Origin of the sequence: Halorubrum halophilum (assembly GCF_000739595.1) — an archaeon.
GTDB lineage: Archaea > Halobacteriota > Halobacteria > Halobacteriales > Haloferacaceae > Halorubrum > Halorubrum halophilum.
In genome coordinates, this window is sequence record NZ_BBJP01000040.1 from 16,135 (window position 1) to 31,374 (window position 15,240).

General features: G+C 62.9%; 15 protein-coding genes and 2 pseudogenes. 12 read left to right on the top strand and 5 right to left on the bottom strand.

All coding sequences use genetic code 11. The annotated features are described in order from the left end of the window. Nucleotides 1-21 precede the first annotated feature (21 nt). Entirely contained in the window at nucleotides 22-1,131 is a 1,110-nt protein-coding gene (locus tag ACP96_RS13385; RefSeq protein ID WP_050023044.1) for a mandelate racemase/muconate lactonizing enzyme family protein, read from the bottom strand. Between the two features lie 134 nt (nucleotides 1,132-1,265). Here ACP96_RS13385 and ACP96_RS13390 point away from each other — a divergent pair, with 134 nt between their 5' ends. The 8 genes from ACP96_RS13390 (at nucleotide 1,266) to ACP96_RS13425 (ending at nucleotide 8,837) form a co-directional block, all read left to right on the top strand. After that, nucleotides 1,266-2,585 carry a DUF362 domain-containing protein gene (locus ACP96_RS13390; protein WP_050033675.1) on the top strand — a complete coding sequence of 440 codons (1,320 nt, stop codon included), beginning with the start codon at nucleotides 1,266-1,268 and terminating at the stop codon, nucleotides 2,583-2,585. 120 nt (nucleotides 2,586-2,705) lie between these two features. Then, nucleotides 2,706-3,494 carry an SDR family oxidoreductase gene (locus ACP96_RS13395; protein WP_050023041.1) on the top strand — a complete coding sequence of 263 codons (789 nt, stop codon included), beginning with the start codon at nucleotides 2,706-2,708 and terminating at the stop codon, nucleotides 3,492-3,494. After that, nucleotides 3,491-3,838, top strand: coding sequence for a cupin domain-containing protein (locus tag ACP96_RS13400; protein WP_050023039.1), 348 nt, complete (start codon nucleotides 3,491-3,493; stop codon nucleotides 3,836-3,838). The genes ACP96_RS13395 and ACP96_RS13400 overlap by 4 nt, the downstream gene beginning before the upstream one ends. Before the next feature lie 7 nt (nucleotides 3,839-3,845). Continuing rightward, nucleotides 3,846-4,667, top strand: a complete 822-nt coding sequence (locus tag ACP96_RS13405; protein ID WP_050033676.1) for a fumarylacetoacetate hydrolase family protein — start codon at nucleotides 3,846-3,848, stop codon at nucleotides 4,665-4,667. 59 nt (nucleotides 4,668-4,726) lie between these two features. After that, nucleotides 4,727-5,155 carry a universal stress protein gene (locus ACP96_RS13410; protein ID WP_050023035.1) on the top strand — a complete coding sequence of 143 codons (429 nt, stop codon included), beginning with the start codon at nucleotides 4,727-4,729 and terminating at the stop codon, nucleotides 5,153-5,155. 166 nt (nucleotides 5,156-5,321) lie between these two features. Continuing rightward, the gene (locus tag ACP96_RS13415) at nucleotides 5,322-6,446 is read left to right on the top strand and encodes a TAXI family TRAP transporter solute-binding subunit (protein ID WP_050033677.1); all 1,125 of its coding nucleotides are present in this window, start codon (nucleotides 5,322-5,324) and stop codon (nucleotides 6,444-6,446) included. A gap of 169 nt (nucleotides 6,447-6,615) precedes the next feature. After that, nucleotides 6,616-8,607 carry a TRAP transporter permease gene (locus ACP96_RS13420; RefSeq protein ID WP_050033678.1) on the top strand — a complete coding sequence of 664 codons (1,992 nt, stop codon included), beginning with the start codon at nucleotides 6,616-6,618 and terminating at the stop codon, nucleotides 8,605-8,607. Next, entirely contained in the window at nucleotides 8,604-8,837 is a 234-nt protein-coding gene (locus ACP96_RS13425) for a hypothetical protein (RefSeq protein WP_080509874.1), read from the top strand. The genes ACP96_RS13420 and ACP96_RS13425 overlap by 4 nt, the downstream gene beginning before the upstream one ends. A gap of 67 nt (nucleotides 8,838-8,904) precedes the next feature. On the opposite strand, the gene ACP96_RS13430 is transcribed toward ACP96_RS13425, so the two are convergent. Further along, on the bottom strand, nucleotides 8,905-10,371 hold the full coding sequence (locus ACP96_RS13430) for an acetyl-CoA hydrolase/transferase C-terminal domain-containing protein (protein ID WP_050033679.1): 1,467 nt from the start codon (nucleotides 10,369-10,371) through the stop codon (nucleotides 8,905-8,907). A 233-nt stretch (nucleotides 10,372-10,604) separates the two neighbouring features. Between ACP96_RS13430 and ACP96_RS17945 the strand changes: the two genes are divergently transcribed. The 3 genes and pseudogenes from ACP96_RS17945 to ACP96_RS13435 all read left to right on the top strand — a co-directional run bounded on the left by ACP96_RS17945 (nucleotide 10,605) and on the right by ACP96_RS13435 (nucleotide 11,912). Beyond that, nucleotides 10,605-10,742 (top strand): DUF2080 family transposase-associated protein, encoded by a 138-nt coding sequence (locus ACP96_RS17945; protein WP_235271290.1) that lies wholly within the window; start codon nucleotides 10,605-10,607, stop codon nucleotides 10,740-10,742. Between the two features lie 3 nt (nucleotides 10,743-10,745). Then, a pseudogene (locus ACP96_RS17950) lies at nucleotides 10,746-11,015 on the top strand (helix-turn-helix domain-containing protein); the annotation flags it as partial. A 70-nt stretch (nucleotides 11,016-11,085) separates the two neighbouring features. Beyond that, nucleotides 11,086-11,912 (top strand): annotated as a pseudogene (locus ACP96_RS13435) (IS5 family transposase). 280 nt (nucleotides 11,913-12,192) lie between these two features. Here the strand turns inward: ACP96_RS13435 and ACP96_RS13440 are convergent. The 3 genes from ACP96_RS13440 to ACP96_RS19330 all read right to left on the bottom strand — a co-directional run bounded on the left by ACP96_RS13440 (nucleotide 12,193) and on the right by ACP96_RS19330 (nucleotide 14,040). Next, nucleotides 12,193-12,597, bottom strand: a complete 405-nt coding sequence (locus ACP96_RS13440) for a helix-turn-helix domain-containing protein (RefSeq protein WP_050023022.1) — start codon at nucleotides 12,595-12,597, stop codon at nucleotides 12,193-12,195. A 230-nt stretch (nucleotides 12,598-12,827) separates the two neighbouring features. Then, a complete protein-coding gene (locus ACP96_RS13445) occupies nucleotides 12,828-13,886 on the bottom strand; it encodes a sulfite exporter TauE/SafE family protein (RefSeq protein WP_050023020.1) in 1,059 nt (352 codons plus the stop codon). Next, nucleotides 13,876-14,040: a DUF7512 family protein gene (locus tag ACP96_RS19330; protein WP_202593957.1), complete on the bottom strand. Its 165-nt coding sequence runs from the start codon at nucleotides 14,038-14,040 to the stop codon at nucleotides 13,876-13,878. The genes ACP96_RS13445 and ACP96_RS19330 overlap by 11 nt, the downstream gene beginning before the upstream one ends. 346 nt (nucleotides 14,041-14,386) lie before the next feature. Here ACP96_RS19330 and ACP96_RS13450 point away from each other — a divergent pair. After that, a partial coding sequence (locus ACP96_RS13450; protein ID WP_050033681.1) for a transposase occupies nucleotides 14,387-15,240 on the top strand: 854 nt, incomplete at its 3' end.

The following is a 15,240-nucleotide window of genomic DNA, read 5'->3' on the forward strand; positions in this document are numbered from 1 at the left end:
CTGAATTGTGTCTGTCAGGGCTCAGTCGTCGGCGAATTTCGCGAGCGCGTCTTTGTCGATCGGGACGCCGTGGCCGGGTCGGTCTGGCAGTTCGATGGTGCCGTCGTCGCCCGGCTTCACCGGGTCGGCGACGACGTCGTCGAACGCCTTCACGTCCATGTCGCGGTAGAAATACTCCACCCAGAGGCCGTTCTCGATGGCGCCTAACAGCGACGCGTGGATGTTCCAGTTGTAGTGGGGCGCGATCTGCACGTCGTACGCCGACGCGTAGTGAGCGATCTTCAACCACTCTGTGACCCCGCCGCAGACGGTGACGTCGGGCTGGAGGATCGTCGCCGCGCCGGAGTCGACGAGCCGCGCGAAGTTGTGTCGGGTTCCCTCCAGTTCGCCGGTGGCGACGGGGTAGTCGATCCCGTCGTTCACCTCGGCCATCGTATCGACGCGGTCGATCATTACGGGCTCCTCGATGAAGTACGGGTCGTACGGTTCGAACGCCCGGCAGTTGCGGAGCGCCTCCGTGGAGGACCCCCAGACGCCGTTGGCGTCGAGCAGGAGGGTGCGCTCGTCGCCGATCTCGTCGCGCACCGCGGCGACGCGCTCGACCTCCTCGTCGGCCGACAGGCGGCCGACCTTCATCTTCACGATGTCGTGGCCCTCGTCGAGGTAGCGCCGCATCTCGCCGCGAAGTGCCTCGTGGCCCTTCTCGTCGCGGTAGTAGCCGCCGCTGGCGTACGACGGCACCGAATCCGAGTGGCCGCCGAGCAGCTTGTGGAGCGGCATCTCTGCGGCTTTCGCCTTCACGTCCCAGAGCGCGATGTCGACGGTCGAAATCGCGCGCAAGAAGAGGCCGGTGCGACCGATCTGGACGTTGCCGTTGTACATCTTGTGCCACAGTCGCTCGGTGTCGCGGGGGTCCTCGCCGACGAGCAGCGGTTCGAGCATCGACTCGACCGCGTCGGCGATAAGGCCGGCTCCCTCGTACCCGAGCGAGTAGCCGACCCCCTCGTGGCCGGTGTCAGTCCTGACGTACGTGATCGCGTGGTCCCGATAGGTGAGCGTCCGGTTGGAGAACGACACCGGCGACTCCAGCGGGAGCTTGATCGGAAACGACTCGACTTCGGTTATCTCCATGTGTGCAGCGGCGTCACACGGGTACAAGTAGTCCGCTGTATCGGCAAGCCCCTCAGTGCCTGCCGGCTCGACGACACGCGTGCCACCTGCCGCCTCACCCGCAGTTTTTGTACCGGCGCCGCGAGGGACCCCACATGGAGTTCCCCGACCGACGTGACGTCAACCACCTCATCGATCCGCAGCCGCTTCCGGAGTTCGCGCGGGTGCGGTACGAGCCGCGGACGGAGCGCCTCGACGATCCCGTCGGGGCGGCCCGCGACGAACTCGACGTACTCGACCTCGACGGGCTCCCCGCGGGCGCGACCGTGGCCGTCGGGGTCGGCAGCCGCGGGATCGACCGGATCGACGAGGTCGCGGCGGCGGTCGTCGACCGGATCGCCGAGCGGGGGTTCGACCCCGTGGTGGTGCCGGCGATGGGCAGCCACGGCGGCGCGACCTCCGAGGGGCAGCGCGAGGTGCTGGCGGCGCTCGGGATCACCGAGGAGACGGTCGGCGCGCCGATCGACGCGCGCATGGCGGCCGAAGAGCTGGCGACGGTCTCGGTGGGCGAGGCCGACATGCCGGTGTACTTCTCGGAGGCGGCGCTCGCGGCCGACGCCGTCCTCGTGGTGAACCGCGTGAAGGCCCACACCAACTTCACCGGGCCGGTGGAGAGCGGGCTCGCGAAGATGACCGTCGTCGGCCTCGGCAAGCAGCGCGGCGCGAAGTCGTTCCACTCGACGGCGATCGCCGAGGGATATGTCGAGACGCTGACGGCGGCCCTCGACGTCATCGAGCGCGAGACGCCGCTGATCGGCGGGCTCGCGCTGGTCGAGAACTTCGAGGAGGAGATCGGCCACCTGGAGGTGGTTCCCGCCGGCTCGTTCCTCGACCGCGAGCCGGAGCTGCTGGAGCGCGCGTACGAGGAGATGCCGACGCTCCCGGTCGACGACGTCGACCTGCTCGTCGTCGACGAGATCGGCAAGGAGATCTCGGGCGCCGGCATGGACACGAACGTCATCGGTCGCTACCGCGTCCTCAACGCGCCCGACCCGGAGACGCCCGACATCGACCTCATCTACGTCCGGGGACTCACCGAGGCGACGAAGGGGAACGGCAACGGGATCGGGCTCGCCGACCTCACCCGGCGGGCCGCGGTCGATCAGCTCGACATGAAGAAGACGTACGCGAACGCGCTCACCAGCGGGTCGCTCTCGAAGTCGAAGCTCCCCGTCGTGGCGCCCGACGACGAGTTCGCGCTCCGGACCGGGGCGGCTGCGCTCGGCGGCTACGACCCCGAGACGGTTCGGATCGTCTGGATCCGGAACACCGAAGACCTCGGCCAGCTCCGCGTCTCCGACGCCGTCGTCGACGACCTCCCCGAGGCGGCGCGGGTGGTGGGGCGCGAGACGGTGGCGTTCGACGACGGGACGGCGCGCTTCGAGGCGACGACGGACAGGGATCCGGACGCGTAGCAGTCAGATTTCCGCTCGGCGCTGTCGACGCGCAGTCAGGGTCGGTCGCGTCTCCGGTGCGGGATCAGTTGCCTTGCCTATAGAGAAACGTTTTCAGCCGATACTCGGAATTGATCGGGTATGGACCTACAGATCGACGGGAACGCGGCGCTCGTCACAGCATCGTCCAGCGGACTCGGCAAAGCATCAGCGAAGGCACTGGCCCGCGAGGGCGCCGACGTCGTCATCAACGGGCGCGACGCGGAGCGACTGGCGGACGCGAAAGCGGAGGTCGAGGCGGTCGCGACCGGTGAGGTTGTCGCCCACTCCGCCGACCTGACCGAAGCCGACGAAGTGGCGGCCCTCGTCGAGGCGACCGTCGACGAGTTCGGCACGATCGACCACCTCGTGACGAGCGCGGGCGGTCCGCCGTCGGGGGCGTTCCTCGACACCAACGACGAGGACTGGCAGCACGCCTACGACCTGCTCGTGATGAGCGTCGTCCGACTGGCCCGAGAGTCGTATCCGCACCTGAAGGAGGCCGACGGCGGCACCATCGTCAACATCACCTCCCGCAGCGTCAAGGAGGCCCTCGACAGCCTCGTGCTGTCGAACGCCGTCCGGATGGGCGTCATCGGGTTAGAGAAGACCCTCTCGAAGGAGTTCGCGCCGGAGGTGCGCGCGAACGCGGTCCTGCCGGGCCCCCACGAGACAAGCCGGATCCGCGAACTCGTCGAAGTCGCCGTCGAGCGGGGTGACTACGACTCCTACGAGGAAGGGCTCGACGACTGGGCGGGGAGCCCCCTCGAGCGCATCGGCGACCCGATGGAGCTCGGCAACACCGTCGCGTTCCTCTCGTCGCCGAAGTCGGGGTACATCAACGGCACCGCGCTTCCGATCGACGGCGGTTCCACTGGGGCGAACCTATGAAGCCGGTCGCGTTCGACGAGGCGAAGACGTACGAGCCGGAGGACGGCTGGCGGCGCGTGTCGATGGCGGGCAGCGACCAGTTCTCATTCGAGTGGTTCGAGAAGCCGCCAGGCCACAGCTCCCCGATGCACGACCACGAGAACGAGCAGGTGTGTCTCTGCTTAGAGGGCGAGCTCACGGTCGCGACCGAGGACGACGAGGTGACCCTGCAAAAGAACGACTCCGTCCTCTTGTCGTCCAACGAGACCCACCGCGTCGAGAACACTGGCGACGAGCTCGCCGTCGGCCTCGACGTGTTCGCGCCCGGGCGCTCGTTCGACTTCTGGACGGACCGCGAGGAGTGACCGATCGATGAAGTACCTCGCACACACGGCGACCGGCGACCCGCTGCTCGGCGACGGCGAGGGGTACGTCCCTCTCGGCGCCGTCGAACCCGATCTGGGAAGCGTCCGTGACGCGCTCCCGCGCGCCGCCGCGGGCACACTCGGCAACGTCGCCGACGCGACCGCCGACCCCGTCCCGGCCGCGGAACTGTCGTTCGGCCCGCCCTTAGAGTCGTTCGGGAAGCTCTGGGGGATCGGGCTGAACTACGCAGAACACGCCGGCGACCTCGACGAGCAGCGCCCCGAGGAGCCGGCGAGCTTCATGAAGCCGTCGTCGGTGCTGACGGGACCGAGCGGGCCGATCCGCCTGCCGCCGGAGTCACAGAGCGAGCGGGTGACAGCCGAAGCAGAGCTGGCCGTCGTGATGGGGCGCACGTGCCGGAACGTCGAAGAGGCGGCCTTCGAGGACGTGGTGGCCGGCTTCCTCCCCGTCATCGATATGACCGCCGAGGACGTCCTCCAGCGGAATCCCCGGTTCCTCACGCGGGCGAAGAGCTACGACACCTTCCTCGTTCCCGGCGCCGCGCTCGCGGTCCCGGAGGAGACGCTCGACCTCGACGCCCTCTCCGTGCAGACGGAGGTCAACGGCGAGGTGCGGGCCGAAAACGAGATCCGGAACATGCTGTTCCCCCCGTCGGAGATCGTCTCATTCCACTCCGACGTGATGACGCTGGAGCCTGGAGACCTGTTCAGCACGGGGACGCCCGGCGCCGCACACATCGAGCCCGGCGACGAGGTGCGGGCGGTCGTCGAGTCGATCGGGACCGTCACCGCGCCGGTCACGCGGTAAGGGATCGACGATTCTTCCGGGACGCACATTTATTACCCGGTGTTCGGTTAAGGACTCACATGTACCGCGTACTGCTTCCCGTCGGCGGCGATGTCGAACACGCGCTGTCCGCGGCCGAGGCTGTGATCTCGTTGCCGAACGCCGCGTCCGAGGTCGAAGTGGAGATACTCAACGTCTACGAGGGGTTCGAGGTCAGCGGCGAAGGCGGTCGTGTCGACTCGGAGAATGTGTGGAACGAGGAAAACTACCCCGACAGCGTCGACGCCGTCGAGGAACGACTGACAGAGGCCGGCGTCTCCGTGTCCAGACGGCGCGAACACGGCGAGCCGGCGGAGGCGATCATCGACGTGGCGGAGGAACTCGGCGTCGACAGCATTACGATGGCCGGGCGGCGGCGGAGTCCGACTGGCAAAGCGCTGTTCGGAAGCACGACCCAGTCGGTACTCCTCGCGGCTGACCGACCGGTGACGGTGACGCTCGACGAGTGAATCTCGGCCGGAGCGCGTGAGAAACTCGCCCCGATCCGATAGTGTAGAAAATTTATTACAATCGGAAAATATGTGAGGAGGACGCCACGACGAAGAATATTCCTTGCATTTGAATTGAAACAAACAGATACATTGTTATTGGTGGGGTTATTGCTCACGGTTGAGCATGACAGACGGCTCAGTAAATCGACGGAAGTTCCTGTATGGTACCGGCGCGGTAGGCATTGCTGGACTCGCCGGCTGTAGCGGTGGGGGCGGCGGCGACGGTTCCGACGGCTCTGACGGCTCTGACGGCTCTGACGGCTCTGACGGCTCTGACGGCTCTGACGGCTCTGACGGCGGCAGCGGAGAACTCTCGCTGCGCGTCGGGACGTCGGCCGGCGGGACCCAGGACGTTGGACTCGCCGTCGAGCGCGCGGTGAGCCAGGAGAGCGACACCCTGAGCTACTCGACGATCGAGAGCCCGGGCTACGTCGGGACGATCCGCCGGATGGCCAACAACCAGTTCAACGCCGGCATCACCGACAACAACTCGCTGTCGAAGGCGATCGACGACACTGGCGCATTCGAGGAACAGGGCGTCGAGCGCATCCCGCAGTACGGTTTCTACGCGTTCCCGTACAGTATCTACGTCATCGCCCGCGACGGCACGGGGATCGAGACGTTCGACGACCTCGCCGGAGCCAATGTTTATCCTGCGGAGCCGGGATACTCGACGCGCGCGACGACGCTCGATGTCTGGTCGCAGGAACCGACCGCGGACGTCTATGACCAGATGAACATTCAGAATATGGGTGTCGACTCCGCGCCCGGCGCGATGGAGGAGGGCAACATCGATGCCTGTATCGCATACGGGACGCCCGGCGTGCGGTACACCGGGTTCGTTCAAGAGATCGCTTCCCGCATTGACATCCACTACGTCGAGCCGACGGACGCACTCATGGAGTCCGCTGGGTCGTACCCGGGCGCCGGGACCGGAACCACGAGCTACGACGAGTGGCCCATCGCTGACGCCGACATCGGCACTGACGAGGTGTTCCACTGGAACCTCGAGGTCAACTACACGTTCAACCCTGAGGCGAACCCTGACGCCGTCTACGAACTGTGTCGCGTCGTCGACGAGCACAACGACACGGTCAACGAGGGCGAAGCACAGTTCAATGACTTCGAGTCCACCGCCGACATGCTCGGCTCGGCACGCGAGAATATCCCGGTCCACCGCGGTGCGGTACAGTACTACCAGGACAACGACGCGTGGGACGACAGCCTGACCGAAGGAGACAGCGCCTGATCGGCCGGTAACCCGTCTTTCCTCCCCGCTCTTCGGACGTACCGATCAGTAATTTAAAATCATCGAACGCGTAACCGACAACCCAGACACCAATAATGACACGATCAACCATGATACGATCAGACACGCCCGGGTGGACGAACATCCTCTCTAACGTACGCTGGCGCCAATGAGCACGGAAACGGACGCGACGGAACACGAATCCGGGCTACTGCGGGGGCTCGACGTGGTCGTGACGGCGGCGGCGCTGCTGTTCTGGGTCGGCGTCCTCGCCTGGGCGCAGACGCAGGTGATCTCGCAGGTGCGCTACGCCACCGCGTTCGTCGGCGGCATCCTGACGGTGTACGCGCTCAACGAGACGCGGCTCGCAATTGCGGACGGCGACTGGATCGACGGCGCCGTGTTGATTCCGGCGTCGCTGGCGCTGATGACCGCGTCGGCGTTCTTCGCGATCAACTTCCAAGACGTGTATCTCCAACGACAGGGGTACGCGCTCGAACACGAGTACATGCTCGCGCGCCTCGTCATCATCTCGCTGATGTACCTCACGTGGCGGGAGTTCGGGAACGTGTTTCTCGGGCTCATCTTCGCCGTGTTCGGGTACGCGATGTTCGGGAATCTCGTGCCGGGGGTGTTGGGTCACGCGGGGATGAATCAGGCGACGCTGCTGCAGGCGACGGTCACCGATCTGTACGGGTTCTACGGGAGCCTCACGCAGATCACGGCCTCGTGGATCGCCCCGTTCCTGCTGTACGCCGGCCTGCTGTTCGCGTACGGCGCGTTCGATCTCATCCTGCGGGTCGCCATCGTGGCGGCGAAGTACATCGAGTCGGGGATCGCTCAGACCGCCGTGCTCTCCTCTGCGGTCATCGGATCGATCAACGGTTCGTACACCGCCAACGCGGCTATGACGGGTTCGTTCACCATCCCGACGATGCAGGAAGCGGGGATGAAGGGTCACCGCGCGGCCGGCATCGAGGCGGTCGCCTCAACTTCCGGACAGGTACTCCCACCGGTGATGGGGGCGTCCGCGTTCGTGATGGCGTCGTACCTCGGGGTCCCGTACCTCAACATCGTCGTCGCCGGCCTCGTGCCGGCCGCAATTCTGGTCGTGTCGATCTCGATCGCGGTCCACTATCTCGCCATCTCCGACACCAGCAGCCAGGAGATGGAGTTCTCCGAGTTCTTCGACGACGAGCTCTCAACGGAAAAGAAGGTGTTCGAGGCGCTCCGGTTCGGCGTCCCGTTTGCGATACTCATCTACCTCCTCGGAGTTGTTCAGTACACCGTGATGACATCTGCGCTGTACACGGTGGTCGCGATGATGGTCACCGGCGTGCTCATGCCGCCGCTCCAGCGGGTCGTGGACAGCTCTGGGATCGGACCCGGAGAGGAGTTCGTCACCCAGGTAAAAAACACCGTCCACGGGATCCGGCGCGGCGCCATCATCCTGGCGCCGATCGCAATCATCCTGGTCGTGATCAGCGGCGTCGTGAATCTGTTCAGCACGACCGGCATCCCGGCGAAGATCGCGCTGCTGCTCATCAACATCTCGGGCGGCGTGCTGCTGTTCGCGGTGCTGCTCGGGATGGTCGTCGCCATCCTGATGGGCGTCGGCATGCCGACGGTCGCCGCGTACGTCATCGTGGCCATCCTCATCGTGCCGACCTTCGTCTCTGACTTCAACGTTGCGCCCATCACGGCCCACTACACGATGTTCTACGCGGCCATCCTCGCGGGTATCACACCACCGGTGGCGACCGCGGCGGTGATCGCGGCGGGGATCGCGGAGGCGAACTTCTGGCGGACCTGTGGCGCCGCGATTCGGATCGCGGCACCCCTGTTCGTCCTCCCGGTCGCGTTCGTCTACAACCCCGGTCTGATCTCGATGGAGCCCGGACTCAACACGCTGTACGTCGGGCTGCTCGTGCTGCTCGGCGCGGTGGCCATCATCTACGGGCTCAACTACCCGTTCGAGATGCGCCCCGGGCGGAAGATCGGCTCGCGCGCCCTGCTCGCAACGCTCGGCGTCCTCATCATGGCGTACCCGAGCAACGTCGCGAAGATCGCGGGGATCGGCGTCTTCGTCACCGTCTTCATCGCCGAGAAGGTGATGATCCGCGGTCTCTCACTGCCGTTCAGCAAGGAGGCAAGCCAATGAGCGACGACAACTCTCCCGAGTCAATCGCAGAAGAGTCCATGCAACAGGCGGGCGGCCTCGGCGAAATCGTCCCGAAGCCCCTGATGCCGGCGTGGAATCAGGTCGAGAAGATCCAGGCGTTCCGCAAGACACACGGCGAGAAGTACGTCGGCGTCCTCGAACTGCTCACCGCGATCACGCTCACTGTCGGCTACGTCTGGTGGCTACTCATCTTCCTCGAAGTGCTGTGAGGCCGTAGTCGGCGTCGGATCGTCCGCTTCTTTTTTTAAACCGTAACGAGCGATTCGCGAGGCCCCGTTACTCGAACCACTCCGCCGCGCGCTCGACGTCCTGCGGAATGTGGTACTCCCGCTCGCGAACGTCGTCAAGGTACGAGCGAAGCTCCGGTGCGTACTTGGGGTGCGCGCAGCACTCGACGATCAGATCGGCGCGCTCAACCGGCGATAGCCCGCGCACGTCGGCGACGCCCTGCTCGGTGACGAAGATGTCGACGTCGTGTTCGGTGTGATCGACGTGGAAGGTCTGCGGGACGATCCGCGAGACTGCACCGTCGTTCAGCGTGGAGGGGAGCGCACAGACGGTGACGAGCGCGTTCCGGTTGTAGTCGGCCGAACCGCCGACGCCGTTTATCATGCGCTCGCCATGGACGTGCGTGGAGTTGACGTTGCCGTAGATGTCGACCTCGATGGCGCTGTTGACGCCGACGACGCCGAACTGATTGATAAGGCTGGGGTGGTTGGAGATGTCGGCCGGTCGGAGCACCACGTCCTCGGCGTATCGCTCGACATCATCGAAGAGACGCTGTTGTCCCTCGTCGGTCAGCGCGAGCGACGTGGCGCTCGCGGACTCCAGCCGTCCGGCATCGAGCATGTCGAAGAGCCCGTCTTGGATGAGCTCGCCGAAGTACACCACGTCGCGGTCGCCGAAGTCCATCTCCTTCAGCTCGCCCATCAGGGCGTTACCGAGCGATCCGACGCCGAACTGGAGGTGGATCGCGTCGTCGAACACCGGGGATCGGTCCATCTCGCGACGGAGGAACGAACCGAGGTTGGCGGCGATAGCGAGGTCGTCGTCGGTCGGGTCGCGGAACGTGTACGTCGAATCGGCCATGTCCGTCTCGACGACTCCCGCGAGCTTCTCGGAGTCGAACTCAACGTGCGCGGTACCGATGCGCTCGCCCGGGTTCGACAGCGGTATCGGCCCTCGGTTCGGGGGCGCGTCAGGCCGGTACACGTCGTGGAGCGTCTGGAGTTCGAGCGGTTGGTGGCGGTTCAGCTCCACGAACAGTGTGTTGGCGGCCTCGACGAACGCTGGGACCTGCCCGAGCGACGTGGAGGGGATGAACCAGTCCTCGCCGACGGCGACAGCTTCGACGACGGCGACGTCGGGGTCGACGAGTTCCCCGTACTGGACCTCGTCACCGATCGAGGAGGCGTTGCGGTCGCTGAAGGCGATCTCTCGGGTGTCGGTCTTCTCGCGGGCGACCCGCGAGGACTGGTAAGAGAAGCGCCGCTCGACTTGGCCGGAGCCGACGAGTTCGACGTCGATTTTGTCGCCGACCTTCCCGCTGGCGACGAGGGTGAGCGACAGATCACGGGGCGATGACGCCAGCGTGAGCGGGATCGCCTTCGGGTACCCGACGCTTCCGAAGCCGCTCGTGAGCACTGTTGCGTCGGGAGCGATCGCGGCGGCCGCCGACTCCGCGTCGACGATCGGCACGTCGTCGTGGAGCCGGCTCTCGACGGGGCCAGGACCGGGACTCATTGCGGTCCTCGGTCCGGCCGGCAGGAGCGTTCGCGAGTCGCGGTGCGATCTGTGGCGGAGAGGGACGTGCGGCCGCCCTGCGTCGGAGAGGACGTGTGAGGTGACATGGGTGTGATGACGGAGCGAGTCGCACAGCGGAAGCGCGGGTGCTCCCCGACTCGGCCCCGCAAGTGGTGGTCAAACTCTCGGACGGTTGGGACTTAAACCATGAGATCCGGCGGGCGACTGGGAGGATAGACACGAAAATCGAAGGCCACGAAGTCATCGATGGCGAGGTCAAACCCACTGGTAACGGTGCTCACGTGCTCGTCCCAAAAGACTGGCGTGGCGCAGACGTGAAAATCGTCCGAACATCGGAACCCGACGGGTGATCAATACACTACGCTTACAGGTATCGCCTCCACCCGACTGAATCCCAGCGAGAGACGTTGGACTATCACCGCGATACCTGTCGGCAACTGTACAACCACGCGCTCAACGAGTTCGAGCAAATCCCTGACTCAGCAGGAACTCTCAACCAGCGAGTGCGCCAAGTCCGCGATCAACTACCCAACCTCAAAGACTGGTGGGACGAGCTTACCGACCTGTACTCAACTGTCGCACAAGCTGCCGTGATGCGAATCGAAGATAGCATCAAAGTGCTGTGTTGAATAGCGATCGTATCTACCGACTTCACCGGTTTAGAAGGGTGAAGCCGAGGAGATCGAACCTGCCATGGAAATCGACATCCTCGACTTCATCGAGCAGTGTCGTGACCTAGCCAAACAAGCGTTAGGGAAGCATGCGGGCGAGCCCGCCAGCGGCGGGTTCGCCCGCTGGGTCCACGTCGTCCTGCACTGTTTTCGGCTCGAAGACGGCCACAGCTACCGTGAAACGCCGAATCGGCTGAAGTACATGGCTGAACTGCGTGACGCTCTCGGCTTAGATCGGGACGATCTCCCCGCTCACACGACGATCTACAAGTCGTTTGATCGGCTGAAAATGTGGGTGTGGCGGGCGCTGCTGCGCGTTTCCGAGCAGCAGCAGCACCCGCAATCCGGCCACGCTGTTCTTGACAGCACGTTCTTCGATCGCCGACGTGCGTCATCGTACTTCCGCCAGCGGACAGGACGGACGATACAGACGCTAAAAGTGACGACATTGACTGATGTGGAATCGCTGGCTGTTCTTGAGGTTCACATCACAGCTCGGTGGAAGCACGACACGAAGACCGGACCGCAGGTCGTCCGTCGAAACGCGGACGACCTGCAGTCTGTCGCCGCAGACAGCGGCTTCCAAGACTGGCACACCGAGTACGAAATTGCCGCATATGATGTTGAGTATTTCGTTCATTACCGCGGTTCGTCGGCGAAAGCAACCACGAACAACGCACTCAACCGAGCAAATGGCTACTCTCAGCGCTGGATGGCGGAAACATCGTACTCGACTACGAAGCGCTCACTCGTCGATGCCGTGCGAGCACTGGGCTGGTATCGACAGTTCCGTGAAATTGTCCTGATGTTCGCCATTACCAACATAGAACCACTTGTGAGCCGCTATAACTGTGACTCAGAATCTATTCAACACAGCACTCTGTGACGATGTCGTTGAGCTGGGACTGCCCGTCGACGTGCAGCGGTTCGGTTGTGGACGGGGTGCCAGCGTCTGATGCAGTATCAGTTGCCATCACCAGTACGTATGCACCAGCGCCAATTAATAGTTTGTAGAACATATACAATACTACCTAATACAGATATCGGCCGAAATGCCGATCGGAACCCGAGATCGCGTGGAATTCTGCACCGGGGAGGAGTCTTAGAACCAGAGATAGAGAGAAGAGCGTTAGCTTTCGGCTGCAGGAGCCGCAGTTTCGGTTTGTTCGTACTTGGTTTCGAACTCTTGGATGAGCTGGCCCATCTTCGCGTACCAGTCGTTGAGCAGGCGCTGCATGTCATCGGCGATCTTGGAGGGGTCAGTCGGCGAATAGACGTGGTAGTATCCACCCTGGTCGTAGTTGATCTGGTCTTTCTCGATGAAACCAGTCTGCAGCAACCGTTGGACGGCACGGTAGGCCGTCGAGCGCTCACGATCGACTGCGTCGGCGATTTCGTCGACGGTCAGCGGTTCTTCGGACTCGACGAGCGCCTGGAAGCACTCCTTATCGAGTTCTTTGAGACCGTGGAAACACTCCAGCAGCCCCTCGCACTCCATGTCCCGACGGAGCTGTTCAGACATCGAATCTGGCATTGTTATCGAAACAACGTACGTACTGAGCCATTAAAAGACTTTTGTACAGTTCGCACAAGTTTGCGGTGAACCAAGAGAGGTAAACAGAAAAAGGCGTGAACAGCTGCTCGTCAATCTGGGGAGATCCAGGGATTGACATCCTCCCCGCGCTGAAGCGCGAGGCTTTCTCCTCGAACTTCTGTAAACAATCAAATTAACCCGACCGGGTAGCGGGTTGGCAGAAAAACAGATCAGTCGGTAACCGTGGTTCCCTGATGACGCTTCTGCCGGAGCGACGAAATTGTCGTGTACAGAATTGCGAAGGCGACGACAACCGCTGCGCCGATAACCAGTACCAGCCCGACCAGCTCGAGCGTCGGGCTTCCGACGTAGGAGCCGACCTCGCCGATACCCACGGCAATGGCACCGATCAGGAGCATCCCGCCGAAGTAGATTTTGATGCCGTCGGCGTCGACAACGGCGGTCGCAGCAGAACCGATACGCGCACCGAGTGCGCTCCCGAACAACAGCGGGACGACGATACCGAGATTCACGCCGCCGCCCTGTCCGTAGAGGTAACTTCCGAGACCGCCGGAGAAGACGATCTCGAAGAGGTCGGTCCCGACGGCGACGGGTACCGGGACGCCGATGGCGTAGATCATCGCCGGCATCCGGATGAACCCACCACCGACGCCGAGGAAGCCGGACAGAAGACCAGTCGCGAAGGCGACGGCGGTGATAACCCACACGGAGACACGGACGTCGCCGCGGAGCGTCACCATCGGCGGAATCCGAACGGTCTGCTGAATCGTTTTGGCGATTTCTGGGATCTCGTACTCGTCGAGGTCTTTGTCAGCAGCCTCGTGATCGATACCACCGCCGCCATTATTCTTCAACGCGTCACGAGTCACCATCGCCCCGACACCGCCGAGTAGGACCACGTAGGCGACGCTGATGATACCGCCAGCAAGTCCTAACGACTCGAGGTAATAGACACTGGCACGGCCGGCCTCAATACCGATTGTCGTCCCAGTGATCATGATGACGCCGAGCTTGTAGTCGACCTGCCCGAGATCGTGGTGCTTCAACGTCGCGATGACGGCCGTCCCGAAGACGAACGCCATTCCGCTCCCCACTGCGACGGGCGCCGGGTAATCTAGCATCAGCAGTGCAGGGGTGACGAGAAACGACCCGCCCATGCCGAAGAACCCGAACAGGACACCGACGACAAGACCGAACCCGACGAATAGTGCCAGCATCTCAGGACTGGTTCCCAAGATCCCGAGGCCGTCGAGGAGACTATCGAGCATTGGCTTCACCCCCGACCAAGACCTTCATCAGATAGGGCCCGAAGAGCCGTTCGAGGCCACCGTAGCCCACGTACAGCACGATCGCTTCCAGTAGTATCGTGCCGATAAGCAAGGCTGTCTCCGGATCCCATGTGGGAATCTCTAGTCCTGCCATCGGTTCACCCTCTGAGTTTCGGACACGGAAATTCGCTGTTTGCACATTTCTGCTCAGTAGCCCCTACCCGCCTCATGCCTATAACGGTTTTGGGATTACTACACAATACTATATTCCAGTAACCTCAACCAGAGTATCGATAACTTATAGGAAACATATAGGCGCTGGCAACTCGCGACACTGCTCAGCGATGATGCCGTTGTCGACTATCTTTCTACGAGGAGAGAATCCCGGCGTTTACGCCGGGAGTGAATCCGACAACACCGAAACGATCCATCACGGACAGCAGGTCGGATATTCCATGCCGATCCACACCATTAAGTAAGTTTGTCTACATAGACTATGTATGGCGATTCAGGCCACACGCACCTACGTTGGTTCCATCGAGAACCCGCAACAGGTCTACGATGGCCTTGATTCGCTCGGAGACTCCGCCTCGAAAATCTGGAACGTCGCACGATGGACAGCCGACCGTATCTGGGATGTAACCGGCGAAATCCCAAACGGTAGTGTGCTGAAATCGTATCTGAAGAACCAGCCGTGCTGGAAAGATTTGAACGCACAATCCAGTCAGAAAGTCATCGAAGAACTCTCTGACGCTTTCCAGTCATGGTTCGATCTGCGACAAAGGTTCAGTGGGGCGAATCCCCCCGGCTACCGCAAACACGGTGACACCCGACCACGCAGTACGGTCACGTTCAAAGAAGACGGGTTCAAACACGACCCCGAGAACAACCGTGTCCGACTCTCGAAAGGCTCGAATCTGAAAGAACACTTCTCGGACTTCCTGCTTTGCGAGTACCAGACCCGGCCAGACGTTGACCTCTCGGCGGTCAACGCGGTCCAGAACGTTCGTGCCGTCTGGAACGGTGACGAATGGGAACTCCACTTCGTCTGTAAGGTCGAACTCGAAACGGCGGATTCGGCTGGCGACGGCGTGGCAGGGATCGACCTCGGCATCACAAACATCGCCACAGTTGCATTCCCCGACGAATACGTGTTGTACCCCGGTAACTCGCTCAAAGAAGACAAACACTACTTCACCAGAACTGAGTACGACACCGAGGGAGAGAGTGGCCCGTCAGAGCAGTCGATGTGGGCGCGCCGGAAACTCTCCGACCGTGAGACGCACTACTACCACGCTCTGACGGATGCCATCATCACGGAGTGCGTCGAACGCGGTGTATTTGTGTTGTTTAG